Origin of the sequence: Cellulophaga sp. 20_2_10 (assembly GCF_023476645.1) — a bacterium.
In the GTDB taxonomy this organism is placed as follows: Bacteria; Bacteroidota; Bacteroidia; order Flavobacteriales; family Flavobacteriaceae; genus Cellulophaga.
This window is the reverse complement of record NZ_JAMCOJ010000001.1, coordinates 21,622-40,569: the sequence shown is the minus strand read 5'-3', so window position 1 is coordinate 40,569 and position 18,948 is coordinate 21,622. Positions and strand designations below refer to the sequence as shown.

Sequence of the window (18,948 nt, the reverse complement as noted above, 5' to 3'; positions counted from 1 at the left end):
GCTATTTAATTTTTTCTACATATAATATGACCAACCGTTTATCTGAGAATAAAAGAAAAATAAAATATACCCTTATTGTATTTTTTTTCTGTGCGTTTTATGGTCACTCACAGACTAAAATTGATAGTATTCGTTCTTTGGTTAAAAAAGCTGAAACAAACCTAGATTCCAAAAAAGGCAAACAAGATTACATAGATATACTTTATACTCTTGGTACTTTTTATCAGTACGAGAACATTGATAGCCTTAAATCTATTTCAGAAAAAGTATACAAACTAAGTAACAATATTAATTACGATATAGGTAAAGCAAAAGCTTTATCTGGTTTTGCCTATCATAGCTCTTACCAAGGAAATCCAAATTTAGCAATGCAACAATTAGAAGAGGCATTGAAGTTAGCAAAAAAAGCTAAATACATTAAGGGTCAAATAAACATATTAAATCAATTAGGCGCAGAATATTCCTATCTCGGCAGAAGCAGTGATGCCCTTAAAGCATATTTAGAAGGATCTGATATTGCGGAAAAAGATGGAAATTTAAAACTACTTTCCTTTATAAAGGATAACACAGCGAGCTTATACGCATCTCAAAAAGATTACAAACAAAGCCTTGAACTATACAAAGAAGTTCAAGAACTAAATTTAAAAATAGGAAATCCAGTCTATATTGCAGAGACAAAAGCTAATATATCTGATATCTACATAAGAACCAACCAACTAGACTTAGCTACAAAATATATTAACAGTAGTATTGAAACTTTTCAAAAGGAAAACTACAAAGAGTGGCTGGCCTATTGTTATATTAATAAAGCACGAATTTTAATTAAGCAAAATCGTCCCGACTTAGCTTTTAAATGGCTAAATAATAGCGAAGATATTTTAAAAGAGATAACAGATGACCGAACCGTAATGTCATTATATAATGCCAGAGCAAAAGCCCATCTTAGTCTTAATCAAATAAAAGAAGCAGAAGAAAACGCAAATAAAGCAATTGTAATATCCCAAAGATTAAAATTATTAGAAGAAGCTGAAGAATCTTACAACACACTTTATCTTATTTATAAAAAAAGTAACAAACCTGAACTTGCTCTAGAGAATTTAGAGAAATTTAAAAGCATTTCTGATTCTATATTGAAAAGAGAAAATTCCAATAGTCTAGGTGTCTTAAAAACAAGAACGGAGTACGAAAGAGATAAGAGAGAAGCCCAAGAAAGCGTAAAAAAAGAGATAGACAAACATCAAAACTATTTATACTTAGCCATTGCCGCCTTAGTTATTCTAAGTTTTATATTACTACTTATTAAATTACAGGGAAATACCAGAAAAAGATTATACGACCAATTAATAACGCAAACAGAAACTCTAAAGAAAAGAGAAATTGAGTTAGAAAATATCAACAAAACAAAAGATAAACTATTTTCTATTATTGGTCACGATTTAAGAAACCCTATTGCCGCACTACAAAGCCTTTTAGATATGTTTGTTTCTAAAGATGTAGAAGCAGAAGATTTTTTACGATTTATACCTAAGTTAAAAAGTGATGTTGATGCATTATTTTTTACATTAACCAATTTACTTTCCTGGAGTAGAACCCAAATGAATGGAGGTTCTACATCTCCTAGCAAAGCTAAAATTTATAGTTTAACGAAGAACAATATTAGTTTATTAAAAGAACTGGCAGATAAAAAGGAGATAAGTATTAGCAACAATATTAATGAGAATACTGTTATTTGGGCAGATAAGAATCAAATGAGTGTAGTAATACGTAATTTGCTTAGCAATGCTATTAAATTCACAAAAACCAAAGGATCTATTAGTATAGACGCCCAAGAAACTGAAAAAACCTGGATTATTAGTGTAAAAGACACAGGTATTGGTATTAAGCCAGAATTAATAGATAAAATATTTTCTAACGATAGTACAATGTCAGTTTCATACGGTACTAACAATGAAAAAGGTACTGGTTTAGGATTACCTTTGTGCAAAGAAATGATTACCAATAACCAAGGTACCATCTGGGTAGAAAGTACCTTAGGTATTGGCAGTACATTTTATTTTGAACTACCTAAAGAAGCGTAATCGCTAGATTAAATCATCTAAACTATTTACCGCTACAAAACGTTCTACAGTAAAGCCTTCTGCGTGGTCTACTCCTATTAAACGTCCTAAATCTTGAGCTCTATACGTTACACTGTCTAAAAAATTCTGACTCGTTATTGGTGTTTTTGGAGCTGTACTGTTTGTATCGTAAAATTGCGTTTTGTATGCCAAAACAGATTTTACCTTAATAGCTATAAAACCAGTAACATCTACAACAAAGTCTGGCTCTATATTTTTCCATTGTATGTAATGGTACACGTGTTTTGGTCTCCATTGTTCTTGAGACTCCCCTTCTACTTCTGTTTCAATTTTTAATAAACCACTTAAAAAACAAGCATCACTAACTAATTTGCTTCCTTTTCCATGGTCAATATGCCTATCATCAATAGCATTACATAACACAATTTCTGGCTGATACTTACGTATCATTTTTATTATCTCTATTTGATGTGCTCTATCATTCACAAAAAAACCATCTTCAAAAGCTAAATTTTCTCTAACAGTAACACCTAAAATCTTTGCTGCTTCTGTAGCTTCCTCATCTCTTGTTTGTGCTGTACCTCTAGTACCCAACTCACCTCTGGTTAAATCTACAATTCCTACTTTTTTGCCGTTAGCAATTTCTTTTGCTATTGTAGCTCCTGCTCCTAATTCTGCATCATCTGGGTGTGCCCCAAAAACCAATATATCTAATTTCATTTCTGCTCTAATCTATTTTACTTTAGTCAATGCTTGTTCTATATCTGCTATTAAATCTTCTACTTCTTCTATACCAACAGAAAAACGTATTAAACCATCTTTTATACCTTGTTTTTTTCTTTCTTCTGCACTTAATAAGGCATGAGAAGTTTGTGTTGGCGATAACACAGTACTCTCTACTCCTGCCAAACTCATAGATGGTTTTATAAGTTCAAGTGCATTCTGGAAATCCATAGCATCTATGTCGTTCTTAAGTTCAAAAGATAACATACCTCCAAAACCTTTCATTTGCGATTTTGCCAACTCATGATCTGGATGCGACTTTAAACCAGGATAATACACCATTTCTACATCTTTATTTTGGTGTAAATATTCTGCCATTTTTTGCGCATTTTCATTCTGGGCTTTTACCCTAATTCCCATAGTTTTCATACTACGTTCTAACAACCAAACTGTATAGTCACTTAAACTACCACCAAAATTCTTTGCTAATTGAAAAATCCTATCTATATTTTCCGCAGAAGATGCTACGGCTCCGGCACAAATATCAGAATGGCCTCCCATATATTTTGTGGCACTATGTATTACTATATCAATTCCAAAATCTATTGGATTTTGATTTACAGGACTGGCAAAAGTATTATCTATCATAGACACCAAATTGTGTTTTTTAGCCAAATTAGCAACCGCCTTTAAGTCTGTAATAGTAAGCAAAGGGTTAGATGGCGTTTCTATATAAATCACCTTGGTATTATCTTTTATTTTGGCTTCAAAATCTTCTGACTTTAAACCGTCTGTTAAAGAGTATTCTATTCCAAATTTTGAAAATTCTTCTTGTATTAAATTGTACGTACCGCCATATAATGTGTTCTGCAATACAACATGGTCACCAGCACGTAAAAAAGCCAATAATGATGTGCTTACTGCCGCCATTCCACTACCAAAAATTAATCCGGCTTCTGTATGCTCTAATGCTGCTACTTTTTTACACAAAGCCTCTTGGTTAGGCGTATTAAAATATCTAGGGTAGCGCTTAACATCTACACCTTCAAAAGCATAAGAAGAACTCATAAAAAGCGGAGATACAGCACCTTTAAACTGTTTATCTTCTACTTCTCCTGTATGCGTACATATTGTGTTTAATCCTGCTTTAGAGTGTTTCATCTTATTCTACTTTTTTAAATTTAGTCTTCTAACCAAAGTTACAAATTTAGAACCTAAACCACCTAACAAAACCATTTTGCATTAATAGACGTATATAAATATAACAACACTACAAAAAATTGAATAAAGAACAACAAATGAACTTTAAAACAACTGTTTACAGCCTTTTACTTACAAGCTTATGTATTGCTTGCTCTACAGATAGCGAATCTGACTCCTCCTCTAACCAAAACAATACTGGTATTATTACAGAAGAAATAAAAAATAGAAACAGGAAAAACGTGGGTGATTCCGCTAACGACTTACTTGCCAATGCCACCTACAAATCTACTATTTTCGAAATTTTTTATGTAAAAGATTACAAACCCACAGAAGAAACCATAGAAAATTTTAAGGCTTTTGTTACAGATCGATTAAACAAATCTAAGGGTTGGGAGTTTCGACTTGAAGAAATTACTGTACCTACAAAATCTGCCTACACGCTTGATGAAATAAAAGCAATGGAAAATAATTTAAGAACTCAATATAACACGAGTGATAAAGTTGCTGTTTTTGGTATTTATTTAGATGCTAAGTATGCTGGCAATACAGAAAACAACTCCGTTTTAGGAATTGCTTACCAAAATACCTCTTTTGCAATTTTTGAAAATACCGTAAAAAACTTTGGCAACAAACCTTTATCTCCAAGCAGAACTGTATTATCTACAACCGTTTTAAATCACGAATTTGGCCATTTATTGGGCTTGGTAAACGTTGGCACTGCAATGCAAACCAATCACCAAGACACGGCTCACGGTAAACATTGTGATGTAGACAATTGTTTAATGTATTGGACAGCAGAAACTGGTGAAGGTCTTTTAAACTCTATAACAGGAGGAAAAATACCAACTTTAGATGCACAATGTCTTACGGATTTAAAAGCTAACGGTGGTATGTAAACTATTTAGAATAGTTTACTTTATACCTCCAAAAACTAAGCGCACCAAGTACTACTACTCCCGCTACTGTATACCATATAAATACTGGTGTAATTACCTGCGCTCCACTTGCGTAACTATGCAAACCTGCTAAGTAAAAGTTTACACCAAAATACGTCATCATAATACTTCCAAAAGCTACAATACTTGCAAAGTTAAAAAGCCATCTACTACGTAAACCTGGTACTATTCTCATATGCACAACAAAGGCATAAATCATAATAGATACCAATGCCCAAGTTTCTTTAGGATCCCAGCCCCAATAACGTCCCCAACTTTCGTTAGCCCACATACCTCCTAAAAAGTTACCTATAGTAAGCATTACTAATCCTGTGGTTAATACAAGCTCGTTAATTATGGTTAACTCTTTTAAGTTAAGATCCATACGGGCTTTATTCTTTTTATTGGTTAACATGATTAATATTAATGATGTTACACCAAGAATCATCCCAACAGTTAAAGGACCGTAGCTACCTACAATTACAGCAACGTGTATCATTAACCAATAACTATCTAAAACGGGCACTAGGTTAGATATAGATGGGTCTACCCAGTTTTGGTGCGCAATCCACAATAACATAGCAGTAACAAAAGTAGCAGCTGCAATTGTTAAATTACTTTTACGCGCAAATAACAAGCCCATACCTAAAGTAGCCCAACCTACATAAATAATACTCTCGTAAGCATCACTCCAAGGTGCATGTCCAGATATATACCAACGCAATATTAAACCTGCTGTATGCCATAAAAATAATAACCAAATTGTTCCTTTAAAAAAGTAAACAGCTACTCGCCAAATACTACGATCTTTAAAGATTTGAAAAATAAGTATAAAGAATAACAATAAGCCAACTACGGCATAAGACTTGTATAATACATTAAATATATTAAGCTTATTATAAATTACTTCTGTTTTTATTTTTGTTTCTGACGGCAATACATCTTTACCATTGTTCAGCTGATTTTGTTTAAAGGCTGCCAATATTTTATCTGCCTCTGTATAATCACCAGATTGTCTTGCTTTTTGAAGAGACATAATATAATAAGGAACAGAATTTCGTATAAAGTTACCATACAAGCTATCTTGTACCGGAAATTGTTCGCTATTGCTTCTATATTCTAAGGCAGATATCCATTTATTATTATCTTCATTTAGCAATGGAAATATTTTTACTATTTCTCCACTTAAAGCTCTATTTAAAAGACCTAATCTAATATTTGCATCTTTATAATCTTGCTGAAATTTATTTGGATTATTTGTAGATGTTGCCTCGTTTAAAAAAGGATCTAATTTATAACTTTGTTTTTCATCAAAAAAGTCCATTAAAGTAGCGTAACGCTGACCGGCTGGAACCCCAATTATTTTACGAATACTATCGTTTTGACCTTTTTTATCTATAGCAATAATGTGTGTATTTGCCCATAATTGCTGATTCATCATCATTGACAAAAATACTTGATCTGATGATAAGCCTAAGTATCTATCCTTTAAACTTAATTTACGCAGTAATTCTGATGTAAATGTGTTTATAGGCTTCATCCGTCCACCTTCATCTTGTATAACCAACTTGCCAAATTCCTCTGCGTGATCTTTAGATACTGCAGTTGCAATAATTATAGAATCTACAGCTTCTTTACTAGGAACTGCTGCATGGTTATGTCCATCTCCAGGACTATGCTCTTGTGCATTTACATTTTGAGAAGTAAAACTTAATAATGCACCTAAAACTAAAACAGATGTAAGTTTTGCTTTTTTAGCTTTAATCTTATCTAGAGAAACCGCTAAGTCTTTAAATCTTGTTTTACCAAAAAACATAATACCCATTAAACCTGCATATAACATAAAATAACCAATGTAAGTAATCCAAGTTCCCCATTGATCATGATTAACAGACAGTTTAGTTCCTTGCTCATCAGGATCAAAACCAGCCTGGAAAAAGCGATATCCCTTATGGTCTAAAATATGATTCATAAAAATATCATAATCAAATGGTTTTTCATCTTCAATGGTTACTTTACTCATAAAAGATGCATAGCCTTTTTCTGTGCCCGGATATTTTTCTGCTAAAAAATCATTTAATTTAATACCAAAAGGCAATTGGTATATTTTAGAACCATAAGCCAATCTAAATTCTAAATCACCAACTTTAAAAGGGTCAGCAAACTGCATCATCCCTTTAGAACCTAATAATTTCTTACGCACCGTTTTATCATTTACAGTAACATCTAAGATTAAAGCATCTGCCATATTTTCGGTGCGCTCTTCATCTGGTATACGAATAATTCCGTTTTCCCCCTTCACTAGAGAGTCTGGCATTACAAATTGCATGTCTGCCAATTGATATAAAGAACGTAATTGTAATTTTTGTACGGTATCTTTTTTAACACCACCTTCTAACCTATCTGCCATACGCATAAAAGTTCCTTCAAAAGGAGATTGTATGGTATAGCTAGAGTCTGTTGCTGTAATGTTAATAGCGCCTTTAGTTGGCTTATTTAACGCAAATAAAATGTTATGTATGCTTTGTACAACTCCTTCTTCTAAATAATGATCATGACGACCGCCTGTACTAGATTCTACTATTTTTAGAAAATTTTTACCTTCATCACCAATTATTAAACCTTCTTTAGCACCATCAATAAAACCAGCATAATTTATAGTATACTCTGTTTTATTAAAATTTGTGTGAATTGGTAAGTCAGACATTAAACCTTCTGCCGTAACAAGAATAGGATATTCTTGTTTCTTCTGCATTTTAACACCATCTTTTTCACCATAAACTATAGTAGAAATATAAGTTTTATCAGAATAAAATACATTTTCGGTATCCCCTTCACGTATAGGCATCATTCCTTCAAAACTAATGTACCTTGTTACCAAGGCTCCAATTATGATAAATATCCAAGAAAGGTGCAATAATAATACAGCCCATTTTTCTTTACGTAATAATTTATATTTTGCAATATTACCTATAAAGTTAATTACAAAAAAGGCCATTATAGCCTCGAACCAAACGGTATTGTATATCCAAATTCTTGCTGTATCTGTACTATACCAGCTTTCTATAAATGTCCCTAGAGCCATTGCTGTAGCAAAAGCAATAAATAGAAATGACATTAAACGCGTAGAGAAAAAGAACTTCTTTATTAAATCTATCATCCTTGATAATACTTAGTGAATTTGGTCTGCAAAAATACGTCCTTTTTACGTCTTTTTAGATGTATATAGGCATTAAATGTGTTAATGAAACCATAATATTTAGCAATAAATTAACCTTGGTTATTTCTTGCATTAAAAATATGAATATGTATGTTAGACCCCATATTACGGGCTCTGTTTTTGGCAATGTTTGCATTTTCTCCCTCAAAGAGTTCGTCTATTGTTGCAAACCAGTGGTTAATCCAAATACCAAAGTGCAACTCATTTATAGTGTTGCCTGTATACGCATCTACTTTTTGATGCACAGCAATAGGATTGCCCTTATAGGTACCGCGTTCTATAAATAATTGATTGCTCCAAAATTTAGTTAAATGCTCTAAATGATGATCCCAATCTGTAATTATACCATTAAAAATAGGTCCAAGAGTTTCATCTTTTCTTACTTTAGCATAAAAACTAGAAACTAATAAAAACACATTTTCCTTAGTTGTAAGTTGTAATTTTTCCATTTTTGCAAAGACTTTAATACGTTAGCGCACAATTTAACGTGGTATTCGTTACAAAACTAAGCAACAAAGCCTTAGTAATTAGATAAAAAAAGTATAATTATGAATATAGTTACCCCTTTTAAAAAGTCTGTTTTAGTAACAACTTTATGTATTCTTTTGTTTGTGGTTTTAAGTTGCTCTAGTGATGACAACTCTAAAGATGAAGAAGAAGGACCTAGAGGAAACTGTATAGAAAATGGTGCTTTAACTACTGTTGTTGGTAATCACGGACATGCATTAGATGTTACTAAGCAAGACATAATTAACGGAACAACAAAAACCTATAATTTAGAAGGTTCTGCTGGGCATATGCATATGTTAACAATTACTACTGAGAATTTCACTAGCCTAAAGACTAATAATGCAATTACAATTGCGACAAGCACAAATGCGGGACATGCACACGCTATTACAATTGGTTGTACAGAATAAATAAATTAAACAGATTAGCTTTACTTTTGTGGTATGATTAGCGTAGTAATTATAGGATTAGGAAATATTGGCACTCATTTATATACTGCCTTTAGCAAGCTAGACAATGTAGCTATAACAATGCTTTATAACCGTACGGAAGAAGCCTTGCTCCCTTTTAAAAGTAGCGTAAAAACTACTACAGATAGCAAACAATTACCCGATGCAGATGTATACATTATAGCAACCTCGGATGACAGCATTGCTTTGGTATCTGCACAATTAACACTAGAAAACAAACTAGTTGTGCACACCTCTGGTAGTGTTTCTATTGGAGTTTTAGATGCTAAAAATCGAAAAGGATCTTTTTATCCATTACAAACATTTAGCAAAGGAGCTACCGTAAATTTTAAAGAAATTCCTATTTGTATTGAAGCAGAAAATAAGGCCGATGAAGCTGTACTTCTTCAATTAGCAGAAAATGTTTCTAGTAGTGTACATAAAATATCATCAGAACAAAGGAAGTCCATTCATTTAGCTGCTGTTTTTGTCAATAATTTCAGCAATCATATGTATCAAATTGGACAAGAGATCTGCGAAGAAAACAATGTTCCTTTTTCAATTTTATCGCCCTTAATACAAGAAACTACTGCAAAGCTAAACAAATTATCTCCTTACGAGGCGCAAACAGGACCTGCAAAACGTAACGACATTAGCACAATGCAACGTCATTTAACAGAATTAACAAACAATACGCATAAAGATATATATAGCGTTATAAGCAAATCTATTACCAACTCTTATGGAAAAAAGTTATAAAGAATATTTACACAATGTTACCACTTTTGTTTTTGATGTAGACGGCGTTTTTACAGACGGTTCTGTACTTGTTACAGAACAAGGCGAATTATTACGTAAAATGAATGTTAAAGACGGTTACGCTCTTAAAACAGCGATACAGAAAGGATTTAATGTATGTATTATTTCTGGCGGTACAAGTGAAGGAGTACGTGTTAGATTTAAAAGTTTAGGCGTTAAAGATATTTACTTAGGCGCACATTTAAAATTAGAACCTATAAACGAGTATTTAGCGGCTCATAAAATAGATGTTAAAAACGTATTGTACATGGGCGATGATATGCCAGATGTACCACCAATGCAATTAGTTGGCATGCCTACCTGTCCGCAAGACGCTATCCCAGAAATTAAAGCCGTAAGCAAGTACATTTCTCAAAAAAATGGAGGTAATGGCTGTGTTAGAGATGTTATAGAGCAAGTCCTTAAAGCTCAAGGAAAATGGAATGATAATTACAGTGCCAAAAACGATTAATAATGCTTTCTAAAAAACTAAAATATTACAACATTATTTTGGCTTCTGGATCTCCAAGAAGGCATCAGTTTTTTAAAGAATTAGACATTAATTTTAGGGTTGATGTTAGACCTATTGAAGAGGTTTTTCCTGTTCATTTAAAAGCAGAAGAAATTACAGATTATTTAGCTGCTTTAAAAGCAGAACCTTTTAAGGAATCTCTACAAGAAAATGATATTTTAATTACATCTGACACTATTGTTTGGCACAATAACGAGCAATTAGGAAAACCTAAAGATGCTGTAGACGCTATTGCCATGCTTACCAAATTATCTGACTCTTGGCACCAAGTAGCAACATCTGTCTGTTTTACATCAAAGAATAAACAAATTACAAAAAACCATATTACGAAAGTAAAATTTAAAGCGCTTACTTTAGAAGAGATTACCTATTATGTAGACAACTTTAGCCCACTAGACAAAGCTGGTGCTTATGGTATACAAGAATGGATTGGTTTAATTGCTATTGAAGAAATAATAGGCTCTTACCCTAATGTTGTTGGCTTACCAACGCATTTAGTTTATAAAACTTTGTTAACTATCGCAAATGCATAACATTTTAAGTAATTTTACTTAAAATGTATTTGTTATGAAAAAATTATTAGGATTAAGTATAATTGCTATTGCGTTAGTATGTACTTATGCATGCAAAGAAAAAGTACAAGAACAAGAAAAAACAACTAGCATAGCAGTTGAGCCTACAGAAAACAAAGTTGAAGCAAAGCCAGTGTCTAACGCGTTTAAAAAATACTGGTACAATGGTACAGCAGAAATTACATCTTACAAATTAGAACAAGCAAGATATGGCGAGCTTAGAAGTGGTTCTGCCGTTTTGGTGTACGTTACAGAACCTTTTAGCGCAACTAAACAAGTAAAAGCAGATACCCCAGATAAAACAAATATTCCCGTTTTAAAATTAAATAGCAGTAAAAAGTTTTATACTGGTATTTATCCATATTCTGTTATGTCTAGTACATTTTACCCCGTAGCAGACAACTCTAGTGCTATAAAAATTACAAATTCGGTACAAGAATGGTGCGGACAAGTATTTTCTCAGTTAAACAACAAAGATAAATTTGAAATTTCTTCTTTTTCTTATTTTGAGAGTGAAGGTGACAAAAAATTTAGCTTAGATAAAAACATTTTAGAGAACGATCTATGGGCAAAAATTAGAATAGATCCTACTAGTCTACCAACAGGAGAATTAACTATTATACCTTCTTTTCAATACATTAGATTTTCTCATAACAAGTTAAAGGCATACAAGGCAAATGTTACCAAAACTGCCAAAGAAAATTTAACAATTTATAGTCTAGATTATCCAGAGTTGCAACGCAATTTAAGTATTACATTTACCACTGCTTTTCCGCACACTATAGAAAGCTTTACAGAGACACATAAAAGTGGTTTTGGAGCTACTATTAAAATGCTAACAACAAAAGCAACATTAAATAAAAGAATAAATACTGCCTATTGGCAACAAAACGGCAATAAAGACTTACATTTTAGAGATAGTTTAGGATTATGAAACATTTTATAGACACGCATGAAAATCAGCTTATTAATACTTTAATTTGCCTTTGCGCCTTTATTATTATACGTTTTCTTATTGCAAAAGCAATTCGTAAAATTGGACGAATAAGTGATATAAATAAAGTACGCACCAAGTTAATTATTAGGTATGTAACTATTTTATTGATGTTTATATGTTTTGGAACCCTAGTGTACATTTGGCAAGTTAATTTTGAAGATTTAGGTATTATATTTTCATCTGTTTTTGCTGTATTAGGGGTTGCCCTATTTGCTTCTTGGTCTATTTTAAGTAATATTACTGCTGGTGTTATTTTATTTTTCTCTTTTCCATTTAAAATAGGAGATCGTATAAAAATATTAGACGGCGATTTTGCGGAAGAAGTAGATATTTTAGATATCAAAGCATATCATATTTATCTAAAAAAAGACAATGGTGAGTTACTTACCTATCCTAACAATTTACTATTGCAAAAAGGAGTAGTAATTATTAATAAAGAAGATAACGACGAAACTACTGAAGGAGATTACATCTAAATAGTTATTATATGAAAAGGAAAAATAGACGCAACGTAAATCCGTATTCAGATAAGAACACTTTTAATATTGAAGATTTTTTAGTTAACTCATCTTTAATAAATTACTCCAAAGACAGCTATAACTTGCTTAAAGGAGAGGATTTAAAAGAAATAGATATTACAAAAAATACTTCTGTAATATCGTGGTTAAACATTTATGGTTTTCAGCATTCGCAGGCCGTGCGTAAAATAATTGCTGATAATAATATGGATGAGTTTTTAATTAACTTAGTCATAGACAACAATCATAGAAATAAGGTTATAGAGTTAGATGACTGTTTTTTTCTAACCTTAAAATCGCCCTATTACTCGGCAGAAAGCAATGAAACCAAGTTTGAGCAGATGGTTTTTGTTGTTGGTGAAACTTATGTTTGGAGCATACAAGAGGTAGAAGGCGACCATTTTCAGCATTTAAGAGAGCGTATAGAAAAAAACTTAGGTATTATTAGAAAAAAAGGTGCAGATTACTTGTTTTACCTTTTAATGGAAGCTATTATAGACAACTACTATATTGCTTATGACAAGCTTACGGAGGCAAATATTGGTTTAGATAATTTAAATGATACCAAGCCAACACCAGAGTTTGCAATAAAAGTTGAAAATAATAAAAGACAGTTAAATCAAATTAAGAGAATGACGATTAGCATTAAAGACGCTATAAATCAACTTGAAAATATTGACTGTTTTGATTTTGATATTAAATATTTTATAGAAATAAAAGAACAAATTGGTTTAATGAGTGATGAAATTGACTTTAATCTTAGTCAACTCGAGAGTTCTTTAAACCTAATGTTTAGCATACAAAACCACAGACTAAATGAGGTTATGAAAACCTTAACTATATTTTCAGTAATTTTTATACCACTTACTTTTTTGGCTGGTATTTATGGTATGAATTTTAAAAATATGCCAGAATTACATACAGATGATGGTTATTTTATACTTTTAGGTGTAATGGTTTTAGTCTCTTTGGTATCAATATTTTTCATCAATAGAAAAAAATGGTTTTAATAATTCTTCATCAAAATTAAAAAATGTTAATAACCCTTTTAAAAACGTTGTTAAAGAACCTTTAAAATTAACTTTCTAAAGCGCAGAACTTGTTATATTTGAGCATCAACCAAAATTAACATTTATGCGCCATCTATTGGTATCATGCGTAATTTTTACATTATGCATCAATTTAGGAATTTCACAAGCTCCTAAAAAAAGTTCATCTTCAGAAATATATCATTCTTTAGAAAAGTTAAACTTCTTAGGATCTGCTTTATACATAGCAGCACATCCAGATGATGAAAACACTAGGTTAATATCTTACCTATCTAACAATGTAAAAGCAAAAACAGCGTATTTGTCATTAACTCGTGGAGACGGAGGGCAAAATCTAATTGGACCAGAAATTAGAGAGCAATTAGGCGTTTTACGTACACAAGAATTACTTGGTGCCCGTAGTAAAGATGGCGGCGAACAATTTTTTTCTAGAGCAAATGACTTTGGATACTCTAAACATCCAGACGAAACTTTAGCAATTTGGAACAAAAAAGAGGTTTTAGGAGACGTTGTACAAATAATTAGACAATTTAAACCAGATGTAATTATAAACAGGTTTGACCATAAAAACCCTGGGTCTACACACGGTCACCACACAACTTCTGCAATGTTAAGTGTAGAGGCTTTTGACTTGGTTAATGATCCAAAAGCATATCCAGAACAATTAAAAACAACAGACACTTGGCAACCACAGCGTTTATTTTTTAATACATCTTGGTGGTTTTACGGCAGCGAAGAAGCGTTTGACAAAGCAGATAAGAGTAAATTATTAAAATTAGATGTTGGTGTTTTTTATCCAATGTTAGGTGTATCTAACAACGAAATTGCATCACTGGCTAGTAGTCAGCATTTGTGCCAAGGTTTTGGCCGTATTTCTACTAGAGGTAGCCAGGACGAATATATTGAGCTTCTAAAAGGTGATATGCCTAAGAATGAAGATATTTTTGAAGGAATAAATACAACTTGGTCTAGAATTGATGGTGGCGTCGCTGTTGGGAAAATCTTAAATAAAATTGAAGAAAATTTCAATTTTAAAAACCCTACAACACACTTACCAGAACTAATAGAAGCATATAAATTATTACAAAAATCTACAGATACACATTGGAAAACCATAAAATCTGAAGAGCTTAAAAATATAATTTCTGCTGTTGCTGGTTTGTATTTAGAAGCAAATGCTGATAAAACAAATAGCACTCCAAATGGTGAATTTAAAGTTTCTATAGAGGCGTTAAATAGAAGTATTGCAGACATTACACTAAAATCTGTGCGTATTGGCACTACTACCCTATCTCCTAATGTTGCACTAAAAAATAATGCTAAAGAAAATTTAACTTTAGACATTACGGTACCAAAAAATACAAGTTACACTAGTCCCTACTGGTTAATGGAAAAAGGAACTTTAGGCATGTATACTGTGAATGACAAAACATTAATTGGCAAGCCAGAAACACCAAGGGCATTTCATGCAGATTTTGAGCTTAGCATAAATAACTACAGCTTAACCATTACAAAGCCAGTTGTATTTCACTACTCAGAACCAGATAAAGGGGAGCTATATAGACCTTTTGAAGTTTTGCCAGAGGCCAGTGCTAGTATAAAAGATAAAGTCATTATTTTTTCTGATGGCTCTGCTAAAGAAATACCTGTTACCATAAAGGCGTTAACAGATACTATTACAGGAGAACTAGAATTGTGTTTTTCTAAAGGATGGAAAGTTAGCAATGCAAAACAAGCTTTTACTATTGACAAAAGAGGTGACACAAAAACGTTTATGTTTACTGTAACTCCTCCTACGTACGAGGCGGAAAGTTCTATCTCTCCCCTTATAAAAATTAACGGCAAAGAGCTTAGTAAAGAGTTAGTTGTTATTTCTTATGATCATATTCCAACACAATCTGTTTTATTGCCTTCTGAAGCTAAAGTTGTACGCTTAGACATTAAAAAAACAGGAAAAAACATTGGTTATATTGCAGGCGCTGGTGATAAAATCCCAGAAAGTTTAGAACAAATTGGCTACTCTGTTTCTACGATAGATCCTGACAACATAAACACAGAATCTTTAAAAGATTTTGACGCTATAGTTGTTGGTATCAGGGCTTATAATGTAGTAAATCAATTAAAATTTAAGCAACACTTTCTATTAGATTACGTAAAAAACGGAGGTAATTTAGTGATCCAATACAACACAGCTGGTCGCGGAAGTCTAGGAGTAGATAACCTTTCTCCTTATACTCTAGAGCTTTCTAGAGATAGAGTTACAGACGAGAATGCAATCGTGAGTATTTTAGCAAAAAAGCATTCTGTACTAAACACACCCAACAAAATAGAAGCTAAAGACTTTAACAACTGGGTACAAGAGCGCGGTTTATATTTCCCTAATAAATGGGGAAAAGAGTTTACTCCTATTTTAGCAATGGCAGATAAAGGCGAAACAGCAAAAGAAGGTAGTATTTTAATTGCTCCTTATGGAAAAGGAAACTATGTATATACTGGGATAAGCTTTTTTAGAGAATTACCAGCAGGTGTTCCTGGAGCTTATAAATTGTTTGCAAATTTATTATCATTACCTAAAAACAACTAAAATACTATGGAAGATAAATTTATTTGGAAAAAAGAATATTCCTGGGTACTACTTTTAAATTTAGGGTATGGAGTTTTATTTTTTGTACTAATGGAAATTTTCAATTAGTATGGCTACAATAGATTGGTGTTTACTTATAGGAACGTTACTTTTTATTGTAGGGTTTGGCGTATACAAAACAAAAGGAAGTAAAAATGTAAACGATTATGTTTTAGGAGGTAATCAGTCCAAATGGTGGACAATTGGACTATCTGTAATGGCTACCCAAGCCAGTGCTATTACATTTTTATCTACACCAGGACAAGCATACCACGATGGTATGGGATTTGTTCAGTTTTACTTTGGACTACCCCTAGCAATGGTAGTTATATGTATGGTTTTTGTACCATTATATCACAGATTAAAAGTATATACTGCATACGAATTTCTAGAAAATAGATTTGATGTTAAAACAAGAACGCTAGCAGCTTTCTTATTCTTAATTCAGCGTGGTTTAGCTGCTGGTATTACAATTTATGCTCCGTCTATTATACTATCTGCAGTACTTGGCTGGGATTTAAGGATCTTAAATATTTTAATTGGTATTCTAGTAATTATCTATACTGTTTCTGGAGGTACAAAAGCAGTAAGTGTTACCCAAAAACAACAGATGTTTATTATAATGCTGGGGATGTTTGTTGCATTTTACTTTATTTTAGATTACTTACCAGATGATATTACTTTTAGCAAAGCTTTAAAAGTTGCCAGCGCTAGTGATAAATTAAACATTTTAGATTTTAGTTTTAATACGCAAAGCAGGTATACTGTTTGGAGCGGTATAACAGGTGGGTTTTTCCTATTTATGTCTTATTTTGGAACAGACCAGAGTCAAGTTCAGCGTTACCTATCTGGTAAATCTGTAAGAGAGAGTCAACTTGGTTTAATTTTTAATGGTATTTTAAAAATACCAATGCAATTCTTTATTTTATTGGTTGGTGTTATGGTTTTTGTTTTTTATCAATACAACACATCACCTTTAAACTTTAATCCGGCAGCAACTTCTAAGGTAACAAACTCTGTTTACGCCGAAGATTATAATTTATTAGTAAAAGAGCATAAAGTAATTAGTGATAAAAAAATTATAGCCCAAAATAATTTATCTATTGCATTGGACAAAAATGACTTTAACTCACAAGAAGCCGCTAAAAAAGAAATTGTTGCTTTAAATGCTCAAGAAAAACTAGGTAGAGATGCTGCAAAAAGTTTAATAAAACAGGCAGATAAAGAGGTAGAAACCAATGATACGGATTATGTATTTATTCATTTTATACTAAACTATTTACCGCAAGGAATTATAGGTTTACTGTTAGCAGTTATTTTATCTGCAGCCATGTCTTCTACAGCGTCAGAACTAAATGCCTTAGGAACAATTACCGCCTTAGACATCTATAAAAGAAGTATTAAACAAGGTAAGTCTGAAGAGCACTATCTAAAAGCATCTAAGGTACTTACTTTAGTTTGGGGTATTATTGCCATACTAATTGCCTGTGTAGCTAGTTTATTTGATAATTTAATACAATTGGTAAATATTATTGGATCTATATTTTACGGTAATGTCCTTGGTATATTCTTGCTCGCTTTCTTTTTTAAATATGTAAAAGGAAATGCAGTATTTGTAGCTGCTATAATTACCCAAGTTATAGTTATTGTTGGTTGGTGGTTAGACTGGATGTCTTACCTATGGTTAAATGCTTTTGGTTGCATACTTGTAATTGCAATTGCTGTACTATTAGAAAGCTTTGACAGAATGATGCGAAGCGACAATGAAAACAATGTTGAAACAATACAATAGAAATCATAAAAAAACCCGTAAAACTAAAAGCTTTACGGGTTTTTAAATTATATAGATCAAAAATTACTTTGCTCCCCACTCTTTTAAAGAGTCTTCATTCATTTTAACGTAATCTGCATTTTTAGCTTCCTTAGAACCAGCTAAAGATTTTTTAGCAGTCTCTATAGCTTTTTTCTTATCTCCAGCTTTAGCATAGATCAAAGACAATTGTCTTAATTGGTAAAAAGCAGGCTTATCCATCATACTCATTGCTTTTTCCATCCAAGTTTTAGCCTGGTTAATATCTTTACCCTCTGCAGAATAGTAAACAGCAGATGCATAGTAGTCTTGTGCAGACGGGCCATTCATAGACTTCGTAATAGCAGCAGTTACTTTTTTGTCTGTTGGTACTTCAAACTTAGCACCTACATAAACATCTTCCCATAAAATACCCAACACAGCAGAACCAGAAGTTAAATCGTCAAAAGTCATTGTAAACGTTTCAATTTTCATTGGCATTTTTACAACATCAGCTTTAATGGTTGCAGCAACTTTAGACTCATCCCAAGCTGCTGGAGTTCCCCAGTTATTTGTATCAGCATAAAAAACAACTTCCCAAGAAGTAGCTCCCGGCTTTGTAAAAACAGCGTAAGAACCAGCTTTTACTTCTTTACCTCCAATAGTAACAGCGTCACTAAATGTAATTATTGTGTTCTTATTAGCTCCTGTTCTCCATAATTTATCAAAAGGTACTAAGTTTCCAAAAACTTCTCTACCTCGAGCAGATGGTCTAGAGTATTCTAATGTTACGTCTGTTAAGCCAACTTTCTGTTCCATTTTGGTAAACGGACTTGGTTGTGGCGTTTCAATTTGTGCTTGTACTCCCGTTAAGGCAAACACAGCAATTAATACTAATGTAATTTTTTTCATTTTATATAATAGTTTATTAAGTTTCCTCAAAATTACGGCA

16 protein-coding genes are annotated in these 18,948 nt (G+C 32.4%); 11 read left to right on the top strand and 5 right to left on the bottom strand.

What is annotated here, in order from left to right:
- Window positions 1-26: 26 nt before the first annotated feature.
- The gene (locus M4I21_RS00225; RefSeq protein WP_249556943.1) at window positions 27-2,078 is read left to right on the top strand and encodes a tetratricopeptide repeat-containing sensor histidine kinase; all 2,052 of its coding nucleotides are present in this window, start codon (window positions 27-29) and stop codon (window positions 2,076-2,078) included.
- A gap of 3 nt (window positions 2,079-2,081) precedes the next feature.
- On the opposite strand, the gene bshB1 is transcribed toward M4I21_RS00225, so the two are convergent.
- Together bshB1 and M4I21_RS00215 are read right to left on the bottom strand one after the other, a co-directional pair.
- Window positions 2,082-2,798 (bottom strand): bacillithiol biosynthesis deacetylase BshB1, encoded by a 717-nt coding sequence (gene bshB1 / locus M4I21_RS00220; protein ID WP_249556942.1) that lies wholly within the window; start codon window positions 2,796-2,798, stop codon window positions 2,082-2,084.
- A 12-nt stretch (window positions 2,799-2,810) separates the two neighbouring features.
- Window positions 2,811-3,962: a trans-sulfuration enzyme family protein gene (locus tag M4I21_RS00215; protein ID WP_249556941.1), complete on the bottom strand. Its 1,152-nt coding sequence runs from the start codon at window positions 3,960-3,962 to the stop codon at window positions 2,811-2,813.
- A 119-nt stretch (window positions 3,963-4,081) separates the two neighbouring features.
- Here M4I21_RS00215 and M4I21_RS00210 point away from each other — a divergent pair, with 119 nt between their 5' ends.
- Window positions 4,082-4,900: a membrane metalloprotease gene (locus M4I21_RS00210; RefSeq protein ID WP_249556940.1), complete on the top strand. Its 819-nt coding sequence runs from the start codon at window positions 4,082-4,084 to the stop codon at window positions 4,898-4,900.
- A 1-nt stretch (window position 4,901) separates the two neighbouring features.
- On the opposite strand, the gene M4I21_RS00205 is transcribed toward M4I21_RS00210, so the two are convergent.
- Window positions 4,902-8,099 carry a cytochrome c biogenesis protein CcsA gene (locus M4I21_RS00205; RefSeq protein WP_249556939.1) on the bottom strand — a complete coding sequence of 1,066 codons (3,198 nt, stop codon included), beginning with the start codon at window positions 8,097-8,099 and terminating at the stop codon, window positions 4,902-4,904.
- Window positions 8,100-8,209: 110 nt separating this feature from the next.
- On the bottom strand, window positions 8,210-8,608 hold the full coding sequence (locus M4I21_RS00200) for a group III truncated hemoglobin (protein WP_249556938.1): 399 nt from the start codon (window positions 8,606-8,608) through the stop codon (window positions 8,210-8,212).
- Between the two features lie 99 nt (window positions 8,609-8,707).
- Between M4I21_RS00200 and M4I21_RS00195 the strand changes: the two genes are divergently transcribed.
- The 9 genes from M4I21_RS00195 to M4I21_RS00155 all read left to right on the top strand — a co-directional run bounded on the left by M4I21_RS00195 (window position 8,708) and on the right by M4I21_RS00155 (window position 17,999).
- Window positions 8,708-9,079 (top strand): hypothetical protein, encoded by a 372-nt coding sequence (locus M4I21_RS00195; protein WP_249556937.1) that lies wholly within the window; start codon window positions 8,708-8,710, stop codon window positions 9,077-9,079.
- A gap of 33 nt (window positions 9,080-9,112) precedes the next feature.
- Entirely contained in the window at window positions 9,113-9,877 is a 765-nt protein-coding gene (locus tag M4I21_RS00190; protein WP_249556936.1) for a Rossmann-like and DUF2520 domain-containing protein, read from the top strand.
- Window positions 9,861-10,388, top strand: a complete 528-nt coding sequence (locus M4I21_RS00185; protein WP_249556935.1) for a KdsC family phosphatase — start codon at window positions 9,861-9,863, stop codon at window positions 10,386-10,388. The genes M4I21_RS00190 and M4I21_RS00185 overlap by 17 nt, the downstream gene beginning before the upstream one ends.
- A 2-nt stretch (window positions 10,389-10,390) precedes the next feature.
- Window positions 10,391-10,981, top strand: coding sequence for a Maf family nucleotide pyrophosphatase (locus M4I21_RS00180; RefSeq protein WP_249556934.1), 591 nt, complete (start codon window positions 10,391-10,393; stop codon window positions 10,979-10,981).
- Window positions 10,982-11,015: 34 nt separating this feature from the next.
- A complete protein-coding gene (locus M4I21_RS00175) occupies window positions 11,016-11,954 on the top strand; it encodes a septum formation inhibitor Maf (RefSeq protein ID WP_249556933.1) in 939 nt (312 codons plus the stop codon).
- A complete protein-coding gene (locus M4I21_RS00170) occupies window positions 11,951-12,493 on the top strand; it encodes a mechanosensitive ion channel family protein (protein WP_249556932.1) in 543 nt (180 codons plus the stop codon). Before M4I21_RS00175 ends, M4I21_RS00170 begins: the two co-directional genes overlap by 4 nt.
- Before the next feature lie 11 nt (window positions 12,494-12,504).
- A complete protein-coding gene (locus tag M4I21_RS00165; RefSeq protein WP_249556931.1) occupies window positions 12,505-13,545 on the top strand; it encodes a magnesium and cobalt transport protein CorA in 1,041 nt (346 codons plus the stop codon).
- Between the two features lie 124 nt (window positions 13,546-13,669).
- Window positions 13,670-16,168, top strand: a complete 2,499-nt coding sequence (locus M4I21_RS00160; protein ID WP_249556930.1) for a PIG-L family deacetylase — start codon at window positions 13,670-13,672, stop codon at window positions 16,166-16,168.
- A 109-nt stretch (window positions 16,169-16,277) separates the two neighbouring features.
- Window positions 16,278-17,999: a sodium:solute symporter family protein gene (locus M4I21_RS00155; RefSeq protein ID WP_249556929.1), complete on the top strand. Its 1,722-nt coding sequence runs from the start codon at window positions 16,278-16,280 to the stop codon at window positions 17,997-17,999.
- A gap of 63 nt (window positions 18,000-18,062) precedes the next feature.
- Here the strand turns inward: M4I21_RS00155 and M4I21_RS00150 are convergent, their stop codons facing one another.
- Complete coding sequence (locus M4I21_RS00150; protein WP_249556928.1) at window positions 18,063-18,908, bottom strand: DUF2911 domain-containing protein; 846 nt, start codon at window positions 18,906-18,908, stop codon at window positions 18,063-18,065.
- Between the last annotated feature and the right edge of the window lie 40 nt (window positions 18,909-18,948).

What these genes read in the sequence shown, in the direction of transcription:
- M4I21_RS00225 (WP_249556943.1), top strand. Translation starts at nt 27, where the DNA reads ATGACCAACCGTTTATCTGAGAATAAAAGAAAAATAAAATATACCCTT.
- bshB1 (WP_249556942.1), bottom strand. Translation starts at nt 2,798, where the DNA reads ATGAAATTAGATATATTGGTTTTTGGGGCACACCCAGATGATGCAGAA.
- M4I21_RS00215 (WP_249556941.1), bottom strand. Translation starts at nt 3,962, where the DNA reads ATGAAACACTCTAAAGCAGGATTAAACACAATATGTACGCATACAGGA.
- M4I21_RS00205 (WP_249556939.1), bottom strand. Translation starts at nt 8,099, where the DNA reads ATGATAGATTTAATAAAGAAGTTCTTTTTCTCTACGCGTTTAATGTCA.
- M4I21_RS00200 (WP_249556938.1), bottom strand. Translation starts at nt 8,608, where the DNA reads ATGGAAAAATTACAACTTACAACTAAGGAAAATGTGTTTTTATTAGTT.
- M4I21_RS00195 (WP_249556937.1), top strand. Translation starts at nt 8,708, where the DNA reads ATGAATATAGTTACCCCTTTTAAAAAGTCTGTTTTAGTAACAACTTTA.
- M4I21_RS00190 (WP_249556936.1), top strand. Translation starts at nt 9,113, where the DNA reads ATGATTAGCGTAGTAATTATAGGATTAGGAAATATTGGCACTCATTTA.
- M4I21_RS00185 (WP_249556935.1), top strand. Translation starts at nt 9,861, where the DNA reads ATGGAAAAAAGTTATAAAGAATATTTACACAATGTTACCACTTTTGTT.
- M4I21_RS00180 (WP_249556934.1), top strand. Translation starts at nt 10,391, where the DNA reads ATGCTTTCTAAAAAACTAAAATATTACAACATTATTTTGGCTTCTGGA.
- M4I21_RS00175 (WP_249556933.1), top strand. Translation starts at nt 11,016, where the DNA reads ATGAAAAAATTATTAGGATTAAGTATAATTGCTATTGCGTTAGTATGT.
- M4I21_RS00170 (WP_249556932.1), top strand. Translation starts at nt 11,951, where the DNA reads ATGAAACATTTTATAGACACGCATGAAAATCAGCTTATTAATACTTTA.
- M4I21_RS00165 (WP_249556931.1), top strand. Translation starts at nt 12,505, where the DNA reads ATGAAAAGGAAAAATAGACGCAACGTAAATCCGTATTCAGATAAGAAC.
- M4I21_RS00160 (WP_249556930.1), top strand. Translation starts at nt 13,670, where the DNA reads ATGCGCCATCTATTGGTATCATGCGTAATTTTTACATTATGCATCAAT.
- M4I21_RS00155 (WP_249556929.1), top strand. Translation starts at nt 16,278, where the DNA reads ATGGCTACAATAGATTGGTGTTTACTTATAGGAACGTTACTTTTTATT.
- M4I21_RS00150 (WP_249556928.1), bottom strand. Translation starts at nt 18,908, where the DNA reads ATGAAAAAAATTACATTAGTATTAATTGCTGTGTTTGCCTTAACGGGA.